This window comes from Spirillospora sp. CA-128828, from assembly GCF_050945415.1.
Lineage (GTDB): Bacteria > Actinomycetota > Actinomycetes > Streptosporangiales > Streptosporangiaceae > Spirillospora.
The window spans coordinates 5,909,075-5,929,418 of sequence record NZ_CP191986.1; the positions used below are offsets into that span (position 1 = coordinate 5,909,075).

The window sequence follows — 20,344 nt, forward strand, 5'->3', positions numbered from 1 at the left end:
CCTCCCCTGGGGTCCTCGCCCCGGTCGCGGGTGTCGCGACGGCAGGAGTCTCCTGGCTCCCGGATCGATGCTCGCCCCGGCCTTCCCGTCCGTGCGGACAGTGGCCTCAAGCGGGGTTCGCTCCCCGGTCACAGTGGCGGGACCGCGCCGGATTCGCACCGGCTTCCTCCCATTGCCATCGCCTGGGCAGAAGCGTACGGCAGCGCGGCCCGCCTGCAAACAGCGGCGGGCATCCTTCCATGCGCCGTCAGCCGCGACGGGCGGTGATGATCCAGGCCTGGCGCAGTACCTCGTCGTGCCGCCACGGTTCGGCGTCGTAACCGCCGGCGTCCATCAGCGGAGCAATCCTTCCTCGGCGGCGTACGCCTCAAGGCGGTCTGCCAGCTCGTGCGGGCGGCTCAGCGCCGGGGTGTGCCCGCCGTCGATCTCGTCGGGGGTGGTGCCCAGGCGCTCCCGGGAGACGCGGCGAAGGAATCCGGCGGGGAACACCCGGTCGTCGCGGCAGATCAGGACCCGCGTGGGAACGTCGGGCCAGGCCCGCAGCGGAAACGGCTCCCCCATCCGGGCCTCGGACTGGGCGCGCCCCCGCTTCAGCGCCTCGGCGGCCAGCTCCGGTGGGACGTCCTGGTAGAACAGGGCGACGACATCGTCGTAGCGGCCCCGCTCCTCCCGGTCGTATCCGGTGCCGGCCGAGTAGCCGGCGGGCGACTCTCCCGGCGCCGGGATCATGGGCGCGACCAGGACGAGCAGTTCCACCGCCACCCGGTCGCAGACGAGCGGGGCCGTGAAGCCGCCGGACGACTGCGCGACGACGACCAGATCGGTCCGGTCGCCGATCGCCTCGGCCACGGTGCCGGCGTACTCGGGCAGGCCGGCCGAGTCGTCCTCGCAGGGAAGATCCGGCGAAACGGTGTCATGACCGCGCGCACGCAGTTCGGCCTCCACCAGATGCCAGTACCAGCCGACATCGCCGGCGCCGTGGATCAAGACGAATGTGGCCATAGTGGCCCTCCCGCTACCTGGGTCGTACTGACATTCTCGTCGCCGAGCGGGAGGTGCGGAGGCGCGTCGGGGCGCCTGCCGCGGCGCGGCGCGCCGGCAAGGTGCGGTTAACATCCTCCTCGTGCCGAATGCCCCTGCGGCGGGACGCGCGCGTGCCGACGCGTGCCCCGGGACGCTGCAGACCCACGATGCCGCCGACGGGCCGCTGGCGCGCGTCCGCGTTCCGGGCGGCGCGGTGTCCGCCGCACAGCTCAGGGTGCTCGGCGCCGCGGCGCGCGAGCTGGGACTCGACGTGATCGAGCTGACCTCCCGCGCCAACCTCCAGTTGCGCGGCGTCGGCGACCCGCCGGCTCTCGCGGCCCGGCTGGAGACCGCCGGGCTGCTCCCCTCGCCGTCCCACGAGCGGGTGCGCAACATCGTCTCCTCGCCGCTGGGCGGGCGCGGCGTCCACGGGATTCTGGCGACGGATCCGCTGGTCGCGGCGCTCGACGCGGCGTTGTGCGCGAGTCCCCTGCTGGCCGGGCTTCCGGGTCGTTTCCTGTTCGCCCTCGATGACGGATCCGGTGACGTCACCTCCTTGGAAGCCGACGTGAGCTGCACGCCGTCCGGCCTCCTGCTCGCCGGCGTGCCGATCGAGCCGACCTGCGACGAGCCGATCGGGGCGATGGTCGCGGCGGCGGAGGCGTTCCTTGCGGTCCGTGGTGACGCGTGGCGGCTGGCGGAAGTGCCGGACGGCGCGCGACGGGTCGCCGAAAGGCTGGGCGGGACGCTCGGGAAGGCGCGGGACGCCGGCAACCCTCCCGCCCCGCATGCCGGAGTCATCGAGCAGCGGGACGGGTCCGTCGCGCTTGAGGTCGTGCCGCCGCTCGGACGGCTGTCCGGCGCGCAGGCCGAAGCGCTCGCCGACGTCGCGGACGACGTCCGGGTCACGCCGTGGCGCAGCGTGGTCCTGCGCGATCTGACCAGGGATGACGCGTCCGCCGTCGCGGTGGCGCTCGACGCGGCGGGCTTCGCCGTCGACGCCGCGTCGCCGTGGGTCGGGGTGACCGCGTGCACGGGCAGTCCCGGATGCGCGAAGTCGCGGGGTGACGTGCAGGGCGAGGCCCGGCGCTGGGTGGACGGCCTGGAGCGCGCCCCCGGGACGCCCGTCCACTGGGCCGGCTGTGACCGACGCTGCGGGACGCCCCGCGGCCCCGTCGTGGTGAGGATGGCAGATGACCGACTACGTCCGTGACGGCGCCGAGATCTACCGGCGGTCGTTCGCGACCATCCGCGCGGAGGCCGACCTGTCTGGCCTGCCGGGCGACGTGGCGCGGGTGGCCGTGCGGATGATCCACGCCTGCGGGATGACCGACCTCGTCGAGGACCTGGCGTGGTCGCCGGGGGTCGTGGAGCGGGCGCGGGCGGCGCTGCTGGGCGGGGCGCCGATCCTGTGCGACGCGCGCATGGTCGCGTCCGGCATCACGCGGGCCAGGCTGCCCGCCGCCAACGAGGTCGTGTGCACGCTCGGCGACCCCGGGGTGCCCGAGCTCGCGGCGCGGCTCGGCACCACGCGGAGCGCCGCGGCGCTGGAGCTGTGGGCCGGCCGGCTGGACGGTGCCGTCGTCGCCGTCGGCAACGCGCCGACGGCGCTGTTCCGGCTGCTGGAGCTGGTGGAGGCGGGCTCGGGACGTCCGGCGGCGGTCCTCGGGATCCCGGTCGGGTTCATCGGGGCGGCCGAGTCCAAGGAGGCGCTCGCCGCGAGCGGCCTCGACCATCTGGTGGTGCGCGGGCGGCGCGGCGGCAGCGCGATGACGGCGGCGGCGGTCAACGCGATCGCCAGTGAGGCGGAGTGATGACGGGACGGCTGTTCGGTGTGGGCGTCGGACCCGGCGACCCCGAGCTGGTCACGGTGAAGGCGGCGCGCCTGATCGGCGAGGCGGACGTGGTCGCCTTCCATAGCGCGCGTCACGGCCGCAGCATCGCCCGGTCGGTCGCCGAGCCGTACCTGCGCGGCGACCAGATCGAGGAGCAGCTCGTCTACCCGGTGACGACGGAGACCACCGGTCACCCGGGCGGCTACCAGGGGGCGCTGGACGAGTTCTACGCCGACTGCGCCGCCCGTCTCGCCGCCCATCTGGACGACGGGCGGACGGTCGTGGTCCTGAGCGAGGGCGACCCGCTCTTCTACGGCTCGTACATGCATCTCCACAAGCGGCTCGCGCCGCACTACCCGACCGAGGTCGTGCCAGGCGTGACGTCGCTGAGCGCCTCGGCGGCGGCGGCGGGGAGTCCGCTGGTGGAGCGGGAGGAGACGCTGACCGTCCTGCCGGGCACGCTCCCCCGCGACGAGCTGGCAGAGCGGCTCCGCGGCACGGACGCGGCGGCCGTGCTCAAACTCGGCCGGACGTTCACCAAGGTCAGGCAGGCCTTCGAGGACGCGGGCCGGCTGGCCGACGCCTGGTACGTCGAGCGGGCCTCGTCCGGCCGGCAGCGGGTCGTGCCGCTCGCCGAGGTCGACCCGGCCGAGGTGCCGTACATGTCCCTCGCCTTGCTGACGAGCCCGGCGGAAGGATCGTTCGAGGCCCCTCCGCCGGCCCGGCCGGAGGGGGCGGGCGGTGTCACGGTCGTCGGGCTCGGGCCGGCGGGACGGCCGTGGCTCACCCCGGAGGCACAGGACGTCCTCGCGTCCGCCACCGACCTCGTCGGCTACGGGCCGTACCTGGACCGGGTGCCCGCGAACCCGCGTCAGCGCCGGCACTCCAGTGGGAACCGGGTGGAGGCCGACCGGGCGCGGCACGCGCTCGCACTCGCGCGGGACGGGGCGCGGGTCGCCGTCGTCTCGTCCGGGGACCCGGGTGTGTTCGCGATGGCGGCGGCCGTGCTGGAGGTGGCGGACGAGGACGAGTTCGCGGACGTGCCGGTGCAGGTCGTGCCCGGGTTGACGGCGGCGCAGGCCGTCGCGGCGCGGGCGGGCGCGCCGCTCGGGCACGACTTCTGCGTCCTGTCGCTGTCGGACATCCTCAAGCCATGGGACGTGATCGCGCGGCGGTTGTCCGCGGCGGCCGAGGCCGATCTGGTGCTTGCCCTGTACAACCCGTCGTCCAGCCGCAGGAAACACCAGCTCCCGGCGGCTCGCGACCTGCTGCTGGAGCACCGCTCCCCCGAGACGCCGGTCGTGATCGGCCGCGATGTGGGCGGCCCCGAGGAGAGCGTCACCGTGACGACGCTCGGCAAGCTGGACCCGGACGACGTCGACATGCGCTGCCTGCTCATCATCGGATCGTCGACCACCACGGTCACCGATCAGGGCGTCGTCTACACGCCCCGCCGTTACCCCTGAGCCCAGGCGGCGGCCGCTCCCACGTCGTCGGTCGTCCGGACGCCGTCCGGCAGACGTGGACGCTCCACCATGACGACCGGGATCCCTGCCTCGCGGGCGGCGGTGAGCTTCGCGCGGGTCATCGCGCCACCACTGTCCTTCGTGACCAGCACGTCCAGGCGGTGCTCGCGGATCAGGGCGCGCTCGCCGTCCAGCGTGTAGGGGCCGCGCGCCAGAAGCACGTGCACGTTGGACGGGACGGGCGGCTCCGGCGGGTCGACCGACCGGGCGAGGAACCATGCGTCCGTCCGGGCGGCGAACAACGGGATGCTGCGGCGGCCCGTGGTGAGGAACACGCGCGCGCCGTCCGGCAGGGCCCCCGCGGCGGCGGCCAGCGAGGAGACGCGCTGCCAGGTGTCGCCGTCCTCCTCGTCCCAGCCGGGACGCCGCAGTGCGAGCAGCGGAACGCCCGCCAGGTCCGATGCGCGCGCGGCCGAGGCGCTCATCCGTTCCGCGAACGGATGGGTCGCGTCCACGAGGCGGTCGATCCGGTGCTCGCGGAGCCACGTCGCCAGTCCCCCGGCGCCGCCGAACCCGCCGATGTGCACCTCCCCCACCGGCAGGCGCGGGTCGGACACGCGCCCGGCGAGCGACGACACGACGTGCACGTCCGTCAGACGGGCCGCGAGGGCGCGTGCCTCCGCCGTCCCGCCGAGGATCAGGACGCGCCGCACGCCCGGTCCCGGTCGGCGCTGTAGAGATGGCTGTCGGGGAACGCCGAGGCCGTCAGGACGCGGCCGACGACGATCACCGCCGTGCGCTTCACCCCCGCCTCCCGCACAAGATCCGCGATGTCGGCGAGGGTGCCGCGCAGGACGACCTCGTCCGGACGGCTGGCCCGGGCGACGACGGCGACGGGGCAGTCGGCGCCGTAGTGGGGCAGCAGCTCGGCGGCCACCTCGTCGATGCGCTGGACGGCCAGGTGCAGCACCATCGTGGCGCCGCTCGCGCCGAGGGTCGCCAGGTCCTCGCCGTCCGGCATCGGGGTCGCGCGGACGGCCGTCCGGGTCAGGATCACGGTCTGGCCGACACCCGGCACGGTCAGCTCCCGTCCCAGCGAGGCCGCCGCCGCCGCGAACGCCGGGACGCCCGGGACGACCTCGTACGGGACGCCCGCCGCGTCCAGCCGCCGCATCTGCTCGGCGACCGCGCTGAACACCGACGGATCGCCCGAGTGCAGGCGTGCGACGTCCAGCCCGTCGCGGTGGGCGGCGGTCAGTTCGGCGACGATCTCATCGAGGGTCATGTTCGCCGTGTCCACGAGGCGGGCGCCGGACGGGCAGGCGTCCAGCAGTTCGCGCGGCACCAGCGACCCCGCGTACAGGCAGACCGGCGCGGCCTCCAGAACGCGCAGGCCGCGCACGGTGATCAGGTCGGCGGCACCGGGCCCGGCACCGACGAAGTACACCGTCATTCCGGGTCCTTCCGCACCGTCCAGAGGGTGACGGGCATGGCGGGACGCCAGGCCGTGAACCCGCCCAGCGGCGCGGCGCGCTCGACGCCGACGCGGATCAGCTCGCCGCCGAGGGACCGGCGGGACTCGGCCACCTTGGCCTCGGATTCGAGGGTGACGGCGTTGGCGACGAGACGTCCGCCGGGCTTCAGCGCGTCCCAGCAGTGTTCCAGCAGGCCGGGGGCGGTGAGGCCGCCGCCGATGAAGACCGCGTCGGGCTCGGGGAGGCCGTCCAGCGCGTCCGGCGCCTCGCCCTTCACGACCTGGACGCGAGGCACGCCCAGCGCGGCCGCGTTGGCGCTGATCCGCTCGGCCCGGTTCGGGCTGTTCTCGATCGCGATGGCCTCGCAGGCCGGGTGCGCCCGCGCCCACTCGATCGCGACGCTGCCCGACCCGGCGCCGACGTCCCAGAGCAGCTCGCCGGGAAGCGGCGCGAGGCGGGACAGCGTCACGGCGCGGACCTCGCTCTTGGTGATCTGCCCGTCGTGCTCGAAGGCGTCGTCGGGCAGCCCGGGCGTGCGGGCCAGCGGCGCCGCGTCCGGACCGGGCACGCATTCGACGGCGATGAGGGTGAGCGGGGACGCGGCGGGCTCCGTCCACTCCTCCGCGACACCGAGCTGTACCGTCTCCTCGACCGCCCCCAGATCGCACAGGACGGTCATCCGGCTCGGCCCGAAGCCGCGGCCGGCGAGCAGCGCGCCGACGATGATCGGGGCCTCCTTGCCGGCGCCGAGCACGATGAGCCGCCGCCCCGGGGCCACGACCGCGTTCAGGGCCGCCGCGGGACGGCCCACGATGCTGACGACGTCCACCCGGTCCAGCGGCCAGCCGAGGCGGGCGCACGCGAGCGACGGCGAGGACGGATGGGGCAGCACGCGGATCCGGTCGGGTCCGAGCAGCCCTGCGAGGGTGGAGCCGATCCCGTGGAACATGGGGTCGCCGCTCGCCAGCACGACGATCGCGCGGCCCTCGTACCGCTCGATCAGCCCCGGCAGCTCGGGCAGCAGCGGCGACGGCCAGGCGACCCGCTCGGGCTCGTCGCCCGGGACGAGGTCGAGCTGCCTTTGGTTGCCGAACAGGACCTCCGCCGCCCGCAGCGCCTCGCGCGAGTTCTCGGTGAGCCCGTCCCACCCTTCGGCGCCGATTCCCACCACGGTGATGACACGCGTGTCCACTGGCCTCCTCAGGGTGAAACCGGGCGTCAAGCCTATAGGAGACGCTCTGGCACACTTGGCCGCGTGAAGCGGCTTTCGATCATCGGGATCGGCGCGGGCGACCCCGACCACCTGACCTTCCAGGCGGCCAAGGCCATCGCCGCCGCCGACGTGTTCCTCCTCGTCGACAAGGGCGAGGCCAAGCACGACCTGGCCGGGCTGCGGCACGACCTCATCGCGGCGCACGGCCGGCACCCGTACCGGATCGTCGAGGCCCGCGACCCCGAACGCGACCGCGACGCCGCCGCCTACACCGCCGCCGTCGAGGACTGGCGCTCCCGCCGCGCGCGGATCTACGAGTCGTTCGTCCGGGACGAGCTGGACGACGGGCAGACCGGCGCGCTCCTCGTCTGGGGCGACCCGGGCGTCTACGACAGCACCCTCGCCGCGCTGGACGAGATCGACGCCGAGTTCGAGTACGAGGTGATCCCGGGGATCAGCAGCGTCTCCGTCCTCACCGCCCGGCACCGCGTGGGCCTCACGCGGGTGGGACGGCCCGTCCACCTCACCACCGGCCGCCGCCTCGCCGCCGAGGGAGCCACGGCCGACGACGTCCTCGTCATGCTGGACGCGCACTGCTCGTTCGCCGGCGCGGGCGACGGCTTCCACATCTACTGGGGCGCCTACCTCGGCACGCCGGACGAGATCCTCATCTCCGGCCCGGTCGAGGAGGTCGCCGACGAGATCCGCGCCGCGCGGGCCGAGGCCCGGGCCCGCAAGGGCTGGATCATGGACACCTACCTGCTCCGCCGGGTCGCGGGCTCCGGCTGACCGTCCGGACCGCCGCGCGGCACGGCGGCCCGGACGGTGTCACGCCTTGGAGGCCGCGGGCGCCTCGCCCGGGGCGGCGGCGTGCCCGGCCGCCGGATCCGCGGGACGGCGTCCCGGGATGGTCAGCGCGATGACGCCCGCGAGGAGCGCCACGCCGCAGCCGATCAGCAGGCCGACGCGGAAACCGTCCTCGGACGGCAGCACGTGGCCGCCGAGATCGATGGTCAGCTGGGACAGCACGACCCCGACCACGGCCGCCGACGTCGAGGTGCCGACCGAGCGCATGAGCGTGTTGAAGCTGTTGGCCGAGGCGGTCTCCGACCGCGGGACGGCGCCCATGATCAGGGCGGGCATCGCACCGTAGGCGAGGCCGACGCCCATTCCGCAGATCGCGGTGACGATCATCAGGCCCCAGGCCGTCCCGAGCAGCACCGTGGACGATCCGTACCCCAGCGCGATCACCAGGCTTCCGGCGGCCAGGGTGACCTTCGGGCCGCGCGCGGCCGACAGCCGTGCGCCGAGCGGCGAGACCGCCATCATCAGCAGCCCGGACGGCACCATCCACAGGCCGGCGGCCACCATCGACTGGCCGAGCCCGTACCCGGTCGCCTCGGGGAGCTGCAGCAGCTGCGGCACGATCAGCGACTGGGCGTACATCGAGAAGCCGATCACGACCGAGGCCGCGTTGGTGAGCAGCACCTGGCGCCGCGCGGTGACGCGCAGGTCGACCAGCGGGTCGCGGGTGCGCAGCTCCCACCGGCCCCACGCCAGCAGGACGACGACCGTGGCGGCGAAGAGCCCGATGGTCGTGCCGCTCGTCCAGCCCCAGTCGGCGCCCTTGGAGACGCCCAGAAGCAGGCACACGAGACCGACGCCGAGACCGACCGCCCCGACGATGTCGAAGCGTCCTACGGCCCGGACAGGCGTGGCGGGCACCAGCAGCCAGATCAGCACGGCGACCAGCGTGCTCAGCGCGGCCGACCCCCAGAACAGCACACGCCAGCTCGTGTTCTCCGCGACGACCGCCGCGATCGGCAGCCCGAACGCCCCGCCGATGCCCATGGACGAGCTCAGCAGCGCGATCGAGGACCCCAGCCGCTCGGGCGGCAGCAGGTCGCGCAGCGCGCTGATGCCGAGCGGGATCATGCCCATGCCGACGCCCTGCATGCCCCGCCCGACGATCATCGGGATCAGCGAGCTCGACACGGCGCAGAGCACCGACCCGGCGATGAGCGGCACCATGCAGACCAGCAGCATCCGGCGCTTGCCGTACAGGTCGCCGAGCCGCCCGATCATCGGCATGGCCACCGCGGACGCCAGCAGCGTGGCGGTGATCACCCACGTCGCGTTCGACGCCGTGGTGTCCAGCAGCCGCGGCAGCTGAGCGATCAGCGGCACCACCAGGGTCTGCATGAACGCGGCGACGATGCCGCCCACGGCGAGCACGCCGACGATCCCGCCGGGGCGGACGGGGGGCGCTGACTCGTCCACGTGAGATTTCCCTTCTGCCGGACACAAGAATCTTGTGCACCATACATATGATGTGGTCCATACACAAGTTATGTATGGCGCATATCGCTGTGGTAGGCATGGTGCGAGCATCGAGACGGAGTGACCCGGACCCGCACGACCGGGAGAAGGACCGGCATGGACAAGCCCACGGATCAGATCGAGTACGAGACCATGCTGCTCGGACGGCACAGCATGGCCACCCGCCGCTCCCGCCGCGCGGGCGGCCTGCTGGAGCGGAGCGCCTACATCCTGCTCAGCCGCATCCGCATCGAGGGCCCGATGTCCATCCGGCAGCTCAGCGAGGCGTTCGACCTGGACCCCTCGACCCTCAACCGGCAGACCTCCGCGATGCTGCGGGACGGGCTGGTGGAGCGCATCCCCGACCCCGCCGGCGGCATCGCCCGCAAGTTCCGCATCACCGGCGAGGGCGAGCGGCGCCTGGACGCCGAGCGCGGTCAGATCACGGCCGGCATCGACAAGATCTTGGTCGACTGGACGCCGGACGAGGTCGCCGCCTTCGCCGCCTTCCTCCAGCGCTTCAACACCGACATCGAACGCCTGGCCGGCCACCCCTGGCCCCGCCCCTGATGTGGACGGCCGGTTAGCCTGGGTCGATGCGTTTCGGTGTTAACGTCCCCAACTTCGGGCCCGGCACCGACCCCGGTGTCCTCCGACAATGGGCGCAGACGGTCGAAGGGCTCGGATTCGACCTGCTCATGGTCTCCGACCACGTCGTGATCACGCCCGACGTCGCAGAGCAGTACCCGGCACCGTTCTACGAGCCGTTCACCACGCTCGCCTGGCTGGCCGGCGTCACAGATCGGGTGCGGCTCGGGACCACCGTGCTGATCGTCCCCTACCGGCACCCGCTGCTCGTCGCCCGCATGGCCACCGTCCTCCAGCCCCCACCCACCACCAATCCAAGGACGAGCTTCGCTCGGCGCCAACCTCAACGACCTGAGCGGCGGGCGGCTGGTCCTCGGCGCCGGCGTCGGCTGGGCCCGCGAGGAGTTCGCGGCGCTCGGCGTCCCGTTCCACCAGCGCGGCGCCCTGACGGACGAGTACCTGCAGACGATCCGCACCGCCTGGGAGCACGTCGGCGACTACCGCACCGTGAACATCCCCCTGTGGATCGGCGGGAACAGCGACGCCGCGCTCCGCCGGGCGGTCCGCCTCGGCGACGCCTGGCATCCCCTCCGCTTCACCCTCCCCTGGTTCCGCGCCGCGCTGGAGCGCCTGACGACCATCGCGAACGAGCACGGCCGTCCCGTTCCCGCCCTCCAGCCCCGCATCGCGCTCAGGCTGACGCCCTCCCCCGTGACCGGCCCGGACCGCCTCGCCGGCGAGGGCACCATCGACCAGGTGGCCGACGACCTGGAACAACTGCGCCTGCTCGGCGCCGACACCGTCCTCCTCGATCCCTTCAACGGCGACCCGGACGAGACCCTCCGCCCCGGCGACGCCTGGCGGGACCTCGCCGCGGTCGCGGCCCTGGACATCGCCGTCCCCTGATCGCCCCGCCCATCTTGGGCAGCTTCTTGATCGCTGTTGCGGCGGTGCCTAGATTGGCTAGGGCGAAGTCCCCGCCTCGCGGAGGGAGCGAGCCGTGCCCGAAGGTACGAACCGATCCATGCGGACGGCGCCGCCGTTCCGCGCCGACCACGTCGGCAGCCTCCTGCGTCCGGCCGCGCTTCTGGCCGCCAGAGAGGACCACGCGCAGGGCCGCATCGACGCCGGGGCCCTCGCCGCGGCCGAGGACGCCGCCATCCGCGACGTCGTGCGGATGCAGCGCGAGGCCGGGCTCCGGTCGGCCACCGACGGAGAGTTCCGCCGCACGTCCTGGCACATGGACTTCATCTACCGGCTCGGCGGCATCAGCCCGGCCGACGAGAAGATCAAGGTGCGCTTCCACGGTGACGCGGGCGACATCGAGTTCACCACCGCGGCGCTGCGCGTGCACGAGAGGGTCCGGCTGGAGGACACGATCTTCGGGGACCACTTCGCGTTCCTGCAGGAGACGGTCGGGGACGGCGTGACCCCGAAGCTGACGATCCCGTCGCCGAACATGGTTCACTACCGCGGCGGACCCGCGGCGATCGACCCGGAGGTCTACCCGGACATCGAGGAGTTCTGGGACGACCTCGCCGCCGCCTACGCCGAGCAGGTCCGCCGGCTCGGCGAGATGGGCTGCCGCTACCTGCAGCTGGACGACACGAGCCTCGCCTACCTCAACGACCCCGCGCAACGCGCCATGATCACCGAGCGGGGCGAAGACGCCGAGCACCTGCACCTGCGCTACATCAGGCAGATCAACGCCGCGATCGGCGGCCGCCCCGAGGGCATGAACGTCACCACCCACATGTGCCGGGGGAACTTCCGCTCGTCCTGGACGGCCGAGGGCGGCTACGACTTCGTCGCCGAGGCCCTGTTCGGCGAGCTGAACGTGGACGGGTTCTTCCTGGAGTACGACGACGCCAGGTCCGGCGGCTTCGAGCCGCTCCGGTTCGTCCCGCCGGGCAAGATGGTCGTGCTCGGCCTGGTGACGACCAAGCGCGGCGAACTGGAGTCCAAGGACGACCTCAAACGCCGCATCGACGAGGCCTCGCGGTTCGTCCCCCTCGACCAGATCTGCCTGTCGCCGCAGTGCGGATTCTCCTCCACCGTCGAGGGCAACGTCCTCACCGCCGACGAGCAGGCCGCCAAGCTGCGCCTCATCGCAGAGACCGCCGAGGAGATCTGGGGCTGAAACCGACCGGAGGGTGAACGGCGGGTGAAGTTATCGCCGCCGTTGCGGGACGCGGTCGCGGGCCGGGAGTAGGCTCGCCGCGGACAGGACGCAGGTCGGGAGAGGAACCGGGTCTTTGAGCGTGATCAATGTCGGACAGGCGATCGTCCTCGGGATCGTGGAGGGCCTGACCGAGTTCCTCCCGGTGTCCTCGACCGGGCATCTGAAGATCACCGAGGGCCTGATGGACATCCCGGTGGACGACAAGGCCGTCGTCGGGTTCACCGCGGTGATCCAGGTCGGCGCGATCGCGGCCGTCCTCGTCTACTTCTTCTCCGACATCGTCCGGATCGTGACCGCCTGGGGCCGCGGCATCGCCAAGCCGTCCGAGCGGTACCACCACGACTACAAGTTCGGCTGGTGGGTGATCTTCGCGACCGTCCCGGTCGTGATCGTCGGGGTCGCCGCCAAGGACCTCATCGAGGGCCCGCTCGCCTCGCTGTGGGTCGTCGCCGGCTCACTGATCGGCGGAAGCGTCGTGATGTGGCTCGCCGACCGGTACGGCACGCACAAGCGCGGCGAGGACGACACGTCCTTCACCGACGCGATGCTCATCGGCTCGTCGCAGATCCTCGCGATGCTGTTCCCCGGCTTCTCCCGGTCGGGCGCCACGATGTCCACCGGCCTGCTGCTCGGCCTGGACCGCGTCGCCGCGACCCGGCTGTCGTTCTTCCTGGGCATCCCCGCGCTGACCGGCGCCGGCGTCTACGAACTGCCCAGCGCGCTGGACTCGGGGGCCGGCACGACGCCGCTGATCGTCGGCACGCTGGTGTCGTTCGTCGTCGCCTACGCCTCGATCGCCTGGCTGCTCCGGTTCGTGGCGCGGCACAGCTTCACGTCCTTCGTGATCTACCGGGTCGTCATCGGCCTGCTCCTGTTCGGTCTGCTCGGCGCGGGGACGTTGGACGCCTGAGACCCGCGGGTATGCGGGACACTGTCAAGATCCGTACGGCCGTAGCGGGGGCGGCGTGCGCGCCGGCCCGCCGAGGAACGGAGCGTTTTGACAGTCATGAACGATGCGATGTGGGCCGGGACCGTCGACATCACCGGGCACGGCGACGACCGCCTTGAGGCGTACCTGGCGAGGCCGCTCGGCGACGCCCCGCGCGGCGGCGTGGTGGTGATCCACCACATGCCCGGATACGACCCGGGCACCAAGGAGTTCGTCCGGACGTTCGCCGCGCACGGATACGCCGCGATCGCCCCGAACCTGTACTCGCGGGAGGGCGCGGAGGTCGCCCCGGACGACCAGGCCGCCGCCGCCCGCGCCAAGGGCGGCGTCCCCGACGAGCAGCTCGTCGGCGACGTCGCGGGGGCCGCCGCCCATCTGAACTCGCTCGACCACGCCAACGGCAGGATCGGCGTGATCGGCCACTGCTCGGGCGGACGCCACGCGTTCCTCGCCGCCTGCGAGCTGGACATCGACGCCGCCGTCGACTGCTACGGCGCCTTCGTCGTCAACGACCCGCCCGAGGACGCCCCGACCTCCGCCAGGTCGATCGTGTCCAAGGCGCCGAACCTGTCCTGCCCGCTGCTCGGCCTGTTCGGCGAGGAGGACGGGTTCCCCGCGCCGGACGAGGTCGCCGCGCTGGACACGGAGCTGACCAGGCTCGGCAAGGACCACGAGTTCCACACCTATCCGGGCGCCGGGCACGCGTTCTTCGCCGTCGAGCGGCCCGCGTTCCGTCCCGCCGCCGCCAAGGACGGCTGGGCGAAGATCTTCGCCTTCTACGGCCGCCACCTGAGCGCCTGAGAGGAGTCCCCATGTGCACCTACCAGACCGTCAAGGTCGAGCTGGACGGAGCGGCGAAGGGCGCGGACGGCTGGTTCACGCTCACCGACGGCGCGGTCTACGTGGACCACCCGTACCACGCCTGCCACGAGCACACGGTGAACATCGACTTCACGAACCCGGGCGACGGGCCGTCCGCGCGCGTCGCGGTCGAGCTGACGGAGGAGTCGGCGCTCGCGCTGGTCGAGGCCATTCAGCGGGCCCTCGCCGCCGCCCCGCCCGGCCTCGCCTCCGCCGGACGGCGCGCGGGCGCCGCGTGACGGTGCCCGGGTGACGCGGTGCCCTGGCCGCGTCTCCCGGCGCTGACCGGGTCAGGGCTTGCGGCCGACCGCCGCGTATCCGTCGACCGGGTCGGGGAGCAGGTCGGGGTGGACGGGACGCCACTCCACGATCGGGACGAGCCCCGGCTCCACCAGGTCCAGCCCCCGGAAGAACCGGCCGATCTGCTCCACGGTCCGGATCGTCATCGGGTTCGTGCCCGGCGCCTCGTTCCACATGCGGACGCCCTCGTCCGTCCGCTCACCGTGCACCACGTTCGTCGACCCGTACAGCGCGAGATAGGACCCGGACGGCAGCGCCCCCACCAGCCGGTCGACGATCGCGTTCGCCTCGTCGTGGTCGGGCACGAACTCCAGGATCCCCATCAGCATGAGCGCGATCGGGCGGCCGAAGTCCAGGGTCCCGGCGGCCCGCTCGATGATCGTGTCCGGGTCGCGGACGTCGGCGTCCAGGTAGTCGGTGGCGCCCTCCGGGCTGGAGGTCAGCAGGGCGCGGGCGTGCGCGAGGACGAGCGGGTCGTTGTCGACGTAGACGACCCGCGACCCGGGTGCGGCCCGCTGGGCGACCTCGTGGGTGTTGTCGGCGGTGGGCAGGCCGGTGCCGATGTCGAGGAACTGGCGGACCCCGACGTCCCCGGCGAGATGGGCGACGGCGCGGTTGAGGAACTGCCGGGACTGGACGGCCAGCCGGTCGATCTCCGGCAGCACCCGCCTGACCTGGTCGCCCATTTCCCGGTCGACCGGGTAATTGTCCTTTCCGCCGAGCAGATAGTTCCAGATCCGGGCGGCCTGCGGCACTTCTGTGTTGATTTCCGGCTCTTCGGTCACGCCTTGAATCTGGCACAGCTTCCGGCGACGCGGGAGCCCTATCCGGTCTCCAGTATCGCGCCCAGGCTGTCGACGGCAGGCCTGGACCGCAAATGCAGATCGGTGATATCGAGTCCCTCATCGCCGAGGACGACCAGCAGCCCCTTCCCGCGGAGCGCGTAGACGACGATGTGGCCGCGCTGGCAGCGCGTGACGACCTCGCGCAGTTCCCCCATCCCCACCTCCTCGCCGGTGCTCCGGCCGAGGCCGAGCGCCGCCGCGGCGAGGGCCGCGAGGACGTCCGGCCGCACCTCGTCGGTGTCGGAGGCGACGAGGAGCCCGTCGACCGACGCGACCGCCGTGTCGGTGACGCCCACCACCGCGCCGCGCAGCTTCTGCAGTTCCGCGAGCACCGCATCGCGCATGCCCATCCCCCTAGTCTCCGGTGCGCCCCCGCGCGGGGGCGCCGTGCGCGAAAGCGCCGCCCGGCGAGCGGGCCGGGGCGGCGCGTGCGGGCCGCCGCTCAGACGCTGAGTTCGCTCTCGATGCGGCGCAGGCGGTGCCGCGCGAGCGCCAGGTTGGCGCGTTCCCGGCCGAGCGCGAGGTAGAGGAACAGGCGGCCGTGGCCGCGGTCCATCAGGCGGATCAGGTGGTACTGGCCGCGCAGGGTGATCAGGATGTCCTCGATGGAGTCGTCGATCGCGAGCGACTCCAGCGTGCGGACCTTGGCCCGGACGACCTCGGTGTTGCCCGCCCCGGCGACCTCCAGGTCGAGGTCGTGACCGCCGCCAAGGGTGCCGAGCGACATACCGCTCTCATAGTCGACGAGGGCCACCCCGATGGCGCCCTCAATGGCCATGGCTTCCTTCAACGCCGTTTCGATGTTCAAGAGGCCTCCCCGTCCGGCGAGTGCGTGAACGCCGGAATGTAACCGTTCGATTCCTTGGAGCGATACAAGCGACGTCTCGCTTGTTTTCGGAGCAATCTATCTTGTAGATCGTCTGCGAACGACCTTCTCCCAAAAAACCGCGTAGCTGACATGATGGATGAATGGTCAGAGCAGTCCCTGCACGGGGCGATCATCCGCCGGCCGCGTCCGAGCGGGCCGGCATCGTGCTCTCCGCGCTGAACCGGCGGGGGCGGGAGCGGTTCTCCGGGACGCTGCGCCTGGACGGGTCGCCGGGCGGCACGGTGGTGATGCGGAACGGGCTGGTCGCCGCCGCCACGACTCCGGCGGCGCCCGGCCCGGAGCCGCTGCTGCTGAGGTCGGGCCGCGTCTCGGAGGCCGACTGGACGGCCGCCTTCAGCGCGGGCGCGCCGGACGGCCGGTTCGCCGACGAACTCGTCCGCCGGGGCCTGCTCGGCAGCGCCGGGGTCGAGGTCGTGACCCAGACCGCGGTGGTCGACGCCCTGTTCGCGATGGTGCTGTGCGGCGTGCACACCTGCACGGCGGGCCCCGAGGGGACGCCGCCGCCGCTGCCCGCCGACCCCGGTCTCGCCCCCGAGCGTCTGGCCCGCGAGATCACCCGGCGGCTCGCCATGGCCGACGGCTGGCAGGCGCGGGGCCTGACCATGGCGAGCAGGCCGCGGGCGACGCACGCCAGGGAGACCACGCCGCTCAACCGGAGCCGCCGCGAGATCCTCGACCGGGCGAACGGGCGCAGGACGCCGCGCGACATCGCGTTCGCGCTCGGACGCGGCGTCTACTCGGTGCTGACGGACCTGGCCACCCTCGTCGAGGACGGCCTCGCCGCGCTCGACCCGCCGCCCGCCGAAGCCCGTGTCACCGCGCCGTCCTCCGTCCCCGCCGGCCCGGTGCCCGTTCCCACCGGCCCGGACGGGTCGATCCGGCGGCGCGGTACCGCCTACCCGGGCGAGTAGGGCAGCACGACCTCGGCCGGGGCGGGGTCGGTGTGCAGGAGTTCGACCAGGTGGGCACGCCTGTCGCGGACGGCGCGCTGGTTGACATAACCCTTGTCGGTGATCTCACCGTCCGCCAGCGACGCCGCACCGTCCAGGACGAGGAGCCGGGCGATCCTGCGGGACGCCCCCGCCTCGCCGTCGTTCAGCCGGTGCAGCGCCTCGCCGAGAGCGGCGCGGACGTCCGGGCAGGCCGCCGCCCTCGCCGGGTTCAGCCATACCAGCGCGCCGACGGAGCCGGCGTCGTGGCCGGTCAGCACCGCGTCGGAGACCAGCCCGCCGCAGGCGCTCAGGAGCGCGGACTTCAGCGTGCCCGCGCTGACCCACGTCCCGCTGGACAGCTTGAAGTCCTCACTGATGCGGCCGTCGAACACCAGTCCCTTGCCGGGGTCGGTGCCGTCCACCATCCGGACGGCGTCGCCGGTGCGGTAGTAGCCGTCCTCGTCGAACGCCTCCCGGGTCCGCTCCGGATCGTCGAGGTAGCCGGGGGTGACGGACGGGCCCTTGACACGGATCTCCAGCTTCGGCCCGACCGGCGCCAGCTTGATCGAGACGCCCGGCAGCGGGACGCCGATGCAGTCGCTGCGCCCGGACGCGAAGTACGCCGAGGTCGCCCCCGGCGCGGTCTCGGTCGCACCCCAGGACGTCGTCATCGGCGCGGAGGACCCGGTTGACGCCGCGACCTTGGCGATGCCGTCCCACACCTGCTGCGGTAGCGCGGCGGCGGCGTAGAAGACGTAGCGCATCCGGGAGAAGAACGCGGCGGCGAACTCCGGGTCGGACTCCAGGTGCGGCAGGAGCGAGGCGTACCCGGCGGGCACGTTGAAGTAGACGGTCGGGCGCACGTCGGCAAGGTTGCGGACGGTTCGCTTCACCATGTCGGGGCCGGGGCGCCCGTCGTCGACGTAGAAGCTGCCGCCGTTGGCAAGGGCGAGGCCCATGTTGTGGTTGCCGCCGAACGTGTGGCTCCACGGCAGCCAGTCGAGCAGGACCGGCGGCTCGCCGGCGAGGAACGGCCAGATCCGCCGGAGCATCCGCTGGTTCGCGCACAGCATCCGGTGCGTGTTGATCACGCCCTTGGGCCGGCCCGTCGAGCCCGAGGTGAAGAGGATCTTGGCGATGGTGTCCGGGCCTACCCGCCCGGCGTGCTCCTCGACGCGGCGGGTGGGCTCGGCCGCCGCCCACTCCCGGAAGGCGTCGCGTCCGGCGAGGGCCGTCCCGCCGGCCGCTTCCAGGGCGGGTGCGTAGCCGTCCGCGTCGTCGGCGAACACAACGGCGGGTCTCGTCAGCGCGGCCATGTCGCGGAGCCTGGCGTTGCCGGTGTCCAGCAGGGAGTACGCGGTGCTGACCGGGACGGCGGGCGAGCCGATCGTGTAGCAGGCGAGCGTCAGCAGCAGATGCTCCACGGAGTTGCCCGAAAGGATCATCACCGGGCGGCCGGACGCGCCGTGGTCGAGCAGCGCCTGCGCGAGACCGTCCGCCATGCGGCGCGCCTGGCCGTACGTCACGCGCCGCCAGTCCTCCCCGTCGCGGTCGGCGACGAGGAGGCGGCCGGGATGGGCGTCCGCGGCGCTCCGGAACAGGTCCGCCATGCTCGCGGCGTATGGGCCGAGCGGCAGCGCCGACTCCAGGACGATCGAGCCGTCCGCGCGCCGCTCGGCGAGCGTCCTCGGCGTGGCGAACAGATCCATGGCTCACCTCGGTCCGGATCGGGCGTGACGTGGACGTCTCCGTGCGACCTCAGCCAGAAGCTATACAAATTCTTTGAGGCGCGTCAAGAGAATGTCGAGTCTCTCTACCGGATCCGGACGTGCGGTTTGCCGAGGCCGGGTCAGCGGGTGTGCGTGGAGGCGCTGCGATACTCGGTGTAGGTGTAGGGGTTGTCGAGGATCTTCGTCTCGGGGACGTCGGGGTACATGCCCTTCCGCCACTCCTCCTCCCCCATCGAGGAGCGCAGGTGCTCCACCGTGGCCTCGATCTCGCGGCGGGCGGCGCCGAGGTCCACGCCCACGAGGCGGTGGTCGTGCTTGACGACGCGCCCGTTCACGACGACGGTGTGGACGTCCCCGCGCTGCGCCTGGAACGCGACGTGCCCGTAGGGGTTGAGGACCGGGAACGAGACCGGCGAGTCGTCGTTCTTGATCAGCACGACGTCGGCCTTCTTACCGGGTTCGAGGCTGCCGAGGTCGTCGCGGCCGAGCGTCCGGGCGCCGCCGCGGGTGGCCCATTCGACCACCTGGTCGGCGCGCAGGGTGCAGTGCGTGACGGTGTCGCCCTGGTTGTGCGCCTCCAGGTGCATGCGGCAGCGGTCGGCGCCGAGCGTGGTCCGCATGGCGGAGAACAGGTCGCCGCTCCACCACACGCTCGTGTCCATCGACAGCGACACCGGGATGTCGTGCGTGCGCAGGACCCAGGTGGGCGGGTAGCCCTGCCCCGCGCTCTGCTCGCTCTCGGTCGAGACGGAGATGGAGCCGCCGGTGGCGGCGATGCGGTGGTAGGAGTCCGCGGAAAGGGACGCGGCGTGCACGTACACGGTCTCGGGCGTCATGAACCCGTGGTCGTGCATCTGCTTGATGCCCTCGTCGCTGGTCGCGCCCCAGACCCCGGCGTGGGTGGTGACGGGGACGCCGAGCTCGCGGGCGATCTCGAAGGCGGGCCGCTCCGGGAAGGACGGGTCGCCGAGCACGTCGAACGCGATCTGGAAGCCGAGCATGTCGCCGCCGATGAGCTTGCCGGCGAAGGCGCGGAACTCGGGCGTCCCGGTCCACTCGGCGGGCGGCGCCTGGATGTTGCCGTACGCGAGGACGAACCGTCCCGGCACCGAGCGGAGCGCGTCCACGGCGGTGTCCGCGTGGTCGAGGGTCTGCAGGCCGTGCGACCAGTCGACGACCGTGGTCACGCCCGCGTCGAGCGCCTCCAGCGCGGCGAGCACGTTCCCGGCGTGGACGTCGTCGGGGCGGAACCGCTTGCCGTGCTCCAGGTAGTACCAGACGAAGTACTGGGTCAGGGTCCAGTCGGCGCCGTAGCCGCGCATCGCGGTCTGCCACATGTGCCGGTGGGTGTCGATCATGCCGGGCATGACGATGCCGCCGGACGCGTCGATCTCGGCGGTGCCGTCCGGGACCGGCAGATCGGGGCCGACCGCGGCGATCCTGTCGCCCTCGACCAGGACGTCGGCGCGGTCGAGGACCTCGCGCCCGTCGGTCATCGGCAGGACGGTGCCGCCGCGCAGCACCAGGGGACGCCCAGGCTCGAACTCGCTCATCGCTCGCACTCCTCGTCCTCGGGACACGACCGCCGGAAGCATTCACGGACTGTTGTCCGTTCTACGGTCACACTTGCATGTCGCCCACTCTCGTCACCAGTGGTCAGGGTGTCAACCGGTTGACCGGGCGGGAAGGTGCCGTGCCAGAATCGGAATGACGGACGAACGTCCGTCCAACGGACGA

21 protein-coding genes, 1 pseudogene and 1 riboswitch are annotated in these 20,344 nt (G+C 72.7%); of the genes and pseudogenes, 12 read left to right on the forward strand and 10 right to left on the reverse strand.

Annotated features, from left to right (window positions below):
* Positions 1–45 precede the first annotated feature (45 nt).
* Positions 46–169: riboswitch (cobalamin riboswitch) on the reverse strand.
* Between the two features lie 164 nt (positions 170–333).
* Complete coding sequence (locus ACQPXG_RS28745) at positions 334–1,002, reverse strand: alpha/beta hydrolase (protein WP_433462241.1); 669 nt, start codon at positions 1,000–1,002, stop codon at positions 334–336.
* A gap of 121 nt (positions 1,003–1,123) precedes the next feature.
* Between ACQPXG_RS28745 and ACQPXG_RS28750 the strand changes: the two genes are divergently transcribed.
* The 3 genes from ACQPXG_RS28750 to ACQPXG_RS28760 are packed head-to-tail and all read left to right on the forward strand — an operon-like array spanning position 1,124 to position 4,324.
* On the forward strand, positions 1,124–2,236 hold the full coding sequence (locus ACQPXG_RS28750; protein WP_433462242.1) for a precorrin-3B synthase: 1,113 nt from the start codon (positions 1,124–1,126) through the stop codon (positions 2,234–2,236).
* Entirely contained in the window at positions 2,217–2,837 is a 621-nt protein-coding gene (locus tag ACQPXG_RS28755; RefSeq protein WP_433462243.1) for a precorrin-8X methylmutase, read from the forward strand. The genes ACQPXG_RS28750 and ACQPXG_RS28755 overlap by 20 nt, the downstream gene beginning before the upstream one ends.
* Complete coding sequence (locus ACQPXG_RS28760) at positions 2,837–4,324, forward strand: precorrin-2 C(20)-methyltransferase (RefSeq protein WP_433462244.1); 1,488 nt, start codon at positions 2,837–2,839, stop codon at positions 4,322–4,324. Before ACQPXG_RS28755 ends, ACQPXG_RS28760 begins: the two co-directional genes overlap by 1 nt.
* Here the strand turns inward: ACQPXG_RS28760 and ACQPXG_RS28765 are convergent.
* From ACQPXG_RS28765 to cbiE, 3 genes are read right to left on the reverse strand one after another with little or no spacing between them, the layout of a single operon-like run.
* Positions 4,315–5,037, reverse strand: a complete 723-nt coding sequence (locus ACQPXG_RS28765; RefSeq protein WP_433462245.1) for a cobalt-precorrin-6A reductase — start codon at positions 5,035–5,037, stop codon at positions 4,315–4,317. The genes ACQPXG_RS28760 and ACQPXG_RS28765 overlap by 10 nt on opposite strands.
* Positions 5,022–5,777, reverse strand: coding sequence for a precorrin-4 C(11)-methyltransferase (gene cobM, locus ACQPXG_RS28770; RefSeq protein WP_433462246.1), 756 nt, complete (start codon positions 5,775–5,777; stop codon positions 5,022–5,024). The genes ACQPXG_RS28765 and cobM overlap by 16 nt, the downstream gene beginning before the upstream one ends.
* Entirely contained in the window at positions 5,774–6,991 is a 1,218-nt protein-coding gene (gene cbiE / locus ACQPXG_RS28775) for a precorrin-6y C5,15-methyltransferase (decarboxylating) subunit CbiE (RefSeq protein ID WP_433462247.1), read from the reverse strand. Before cbiE ends, cobM begins: the two co-directional genes overlap by 4 nt.
* Before the next feature lie 63 nt (positions 6,992–7,054).
* Between cbiE and cobF the strand changes: the two genes are divergently transcribed.
* Entirely contained in the window at positions 7,055–7,801 is a 747-nt protein-coding gene (gene cobF, locus ACQPXG_RS28780; protein ID WP_433462248.1) for a precorrin-6A synthase (deacetylating), read from the forward strand.
* Positions 7,802–7,840: 39 nt separating this feature from the next.
* Here cobF and ACQPXG_RS28785 read toward each other — a convergent pair whose 3' ends face one another.
* Positions 7,841–9,292: an MFS transporter gene (locus tag ACQPXG_RS28785; protein WP_433462249.1), complete on the reverse strand. Its 1,452-nt coding sequence runs from the start codon at positions 9,290–9,292 to the stop codon at positions 7,841–7,843.
* Between the two features lie 156 nt (positions 9,293–9,448).
* Here ACQPXG_RS28785 and ACQPXG_RS28790 point away from each other — a divergent pair, with 156 nt between their 5' ends.
* From ACQPXG_RS28790 to ACQPXG_RS28820, 7 genes and pseudogenes are all read left to right on the forward strand, one after another.
* Positions 9,449–9,901, forward strand: a complete 453-nt coding sequence (locus ACQPXG_RS28790) for a MarR family winged helix-turn-helix transcriptional regulator (protein ID WP_433462250.1) — start codon at positions 9,449–9,451, stop codon at positions 9,899–9,901.
* Between the two features lie 26 nt (positions 9,902–9,927).
* A pseudogene (locus ACQPXG_RS28795) lies at positions 9,928–10,140 on the forward strand (LLM class F420-dependent oxidoreductase); the annotation flags it as partial.
* Between the two features lie 145 nt (positions 10,141–10,285).
* Entirely contained in the window at positions 10,286–10,825 is a 540-nt protein-coding gene (locus ACQPXG_RS28800) for an LLM class flavin-dependent oxidoreductase (protein WP_433470067.1), read from the forward strand.
* 118 nt (positions 10,826–10,943) lie between these two features.
* The gene (locus ACQPXG_RS28805; RefSeq protein WP_433462251.1) at positions 10,944–12,059 is read left to right on the forward strand and encodes a 5-methyltetrahydropteroyltriglutamate--homocysteine S-methyltransferase; all 1,116 of its coding nucleotides are present in this window, start codon (positions 10,944–10,946) and stop codon (positions 12,057–12,059) included.
* 121 nt (positions 12,060–12,180) lie between these two features.
* Positions 12,181–13,011, forward strand: coding sequence for an undecaprenyl-diphosphate phosphatase (locus tag ACQPXG_RS28810; RefSeq protein WP_433470068.1), 831 nt, complete (start codon positions 12,181–12,183; stop codon positions 13,009–13,011).
* Between the two features lie 96 nt (positions 13,012–13,107).
* Positions 13,108–13,851: a dienelactone hydrolase family protein gene (locus ACQPXG_RS28815; RefSeq protein ID WP_433462252.1), complete on the forward strand. Its 744-nt coding sequence runs from the start codon at positions 13,108–13,110 to the stop codon at positions 13,849–13,851.
* Between the two features lie 11 nt (positions 13,852–13,862).
* A complete protein-coding gene (locus ACQPXG_RS28820; RefSeq protein ID WP_433462253.1) occupies positions 13,863–14,150 on the forward strand; it encodes a DUF6295 family protein in 288 nt (95 codons plus the stop codon).
* Between the two features lie 51 nt (positions 14,151–14,201).
* On the opposite strand, the gene ACQPXG_RS28825 is transcribed toward ACQPXG_RS28820, so the two are convergent.
* From ACQPXG_RS28825 to ACQPXG_RS28835, 3 genes are all read right to left on the reverse strand, one after another.
* Positions 14,202–14,996, reverse strand: coding sequence for an SAM-dependent methyltransferase (locus tag ACQPXG_RS28825; protein WP_433462254.1), 795 nt, complete (start codon positions 14,994–14,996; stop codon positions 14,202–14,204).
* Positions 14,997–15,034: 38 nt separating this feature from the next.
* On the reverse strand, positions 15,035–15,400 hold the full coding sequence (locus tag ACQPXG_RS28830) for a roadblock/LC7 domain-containing protein (RefSeq protein WP_433462255.1): 366 nt from the start codon (positions 15,398–15,400) through the stop codon (positions 15,035–15,037).
* 98 nt (positions 15,401–15,498) lie between these two features.
* Positions 15,499–15,834 (reverse strand): hypothetical protein, encoded by a 336-nt coding sequence (locus ACQPXG_RS28835; RefSeq protein WP_433470069.1) that lies wholly within the window; start codon positions 15,832–15,834, stop codon positions 15,499–15,501.
* Positions 15,835–16,025: 191 nt separating this feature from the next.
* On the opposite strand from ACQPXG_RS28835, the gene ACQPXG_RS28840 reads away from it, so the two are divergent.
* Positions 16,026–16,856: a hypothetical protein gene (locus tag ACQPXG_RS28840; RefSeq protein WP_433462256.1), complete on the forward strand. Its 831-nt coding sequence runs from the start codon at positions 16,026–16,028 to the stop codon at positions 16,854–16,856.
* Here ACQPXG_RS28840 and ACQPXG_RS28845 read toward each other — a convergent pair.
* Together ACQPXG_RS28845 and ACQPXG_RS28850 are read right to left on the reverse strand one after the other, a co-directional pair.
* A complete protein-coding gene (locus ACQPXG_RS28845) occupies positions 16,841–18,586 on the reverse strand; it encodes a feruloyl-CoA synthase (RefSeq protein WP_433462257.1) in 1,746 nt (581 codons plus the stop codon). The two genes, ACQPXG_RS28840 and ACQPXG_RS28845, sit on opposite strands and share 16 nt — an antisense overlap.
* A gap of 140 nt (positions 18,587–18,726) precedes the next feature.
* Positions 18,727–20,160, reverse strand: coding sequence for an amidohydrolase family protein (locus tag ACQPXG_RS28850; RefSeq protein WP_433462258.1), 1,434 nt, complete (start codon positions 20,158–20,160; stop codon positions 18,727–18,729).
* Positions 20,161–20,344: the final 184 nt, after the last annotated feature.

Excerpts from the sequence above, each read along its gene's own strand:
- cobM (WP_433462246.1), bottom strand. The coding sequence starts at position 5,777 with ATGACGGTGTACTTCGTCGGTGCCGGGCCCGGTGCCGCCGACCTGATC.
- ACQPXG_RS28835 (WP_433470069.1), bottom strand. The coding sequence starts at position 15,834 with ATGGCCATTGAGGGCGCCATCGGGGTGGCCCTCGTCGACTATGAGAGC.
- ACQPXG_RS28830 (WP_433462255.1), bottom strand. The coding sequence starts at position 15,400 with ATGCGCGATGCGGTGCTCGCGGAACTGCAGAAGCTGCGCGGCGCGGTG.
- ACQPXG_RS28850 (WP_433462258.1), bottom strand. The coding sequence starts at position 20,160 with ATGAGCGAGTTCGAGCCTGGGCGTCCCCTGGTGCTGCGCGGCGGCACC.
- ACQPXG_RS28760 (WP_433462244.1), top strand. The coding sequence starts at position 2,837 with ATGACGGGACGGCTGTTCGGTGTGGGCGTCGGACCCGGCGACCCCGAG.
- ACQPXG_RS28755 (WP_433462243.1), top strand. The coding sequence starts at position 2,217 with ATGACCGACTACGTCCGTGACGGCGCCGAGATCTACCGGCGGTCGTTC.
- ACQPXG_RS28840 (WP_433462256.1), top strand. The coding sequence starts at position 16,026 with ATGGTCAGAGCAGTCCCTGCACGGGGCGATCATCCGCCGGCCGCGTCC.
- ACQPXG_RS28805 (WP_433462251.1), top strand. The coding sequence starts at position 10,944 with ATGCGGACGGCGCCGCCGTTCCGCGCCGACCACGTCGGCAGCCTCCTG.
- ACQPXG_RS28815 (WP_433462252.1), top strand. The coding sequence starts at position 13,108 with ATGAACGATGCGATGTGGGCCGGGACCGTCGACATCACCGGGCACGGC.
- ACQPXG_RS28845 (WP_433462257.1), bottom strand. The coding sequence starts at position 18,586 with ATGGATCTGTTCGCCACGCCGAGGACGCTCGCCGAGCGGCGCGCGGAC.
- ACQPXG_RS28820 (WP_433462253.1), top strand. The coding sequence starts at position 13,863 with ATGTGCACCTACCAGACCGTCAAGGTCGAGCTGGACGGAGCGGCGAAG.
- ACQPXG_RS28745 (WP_433462241.1), bottom strand. The coding sequence starts at position 1,002 with ATGGCCACATTCGTCTTGATCCACGGCGCCGGCGATGTCGGCTGGTAC.
- ACQPXG_RS28790 (WP_433462250.1), top strand. The coding sequence starts at position 9,449 with ATGGACAAGCCCACGGATCAGATCGAGTACGAGACCATGCTGCTCGGA.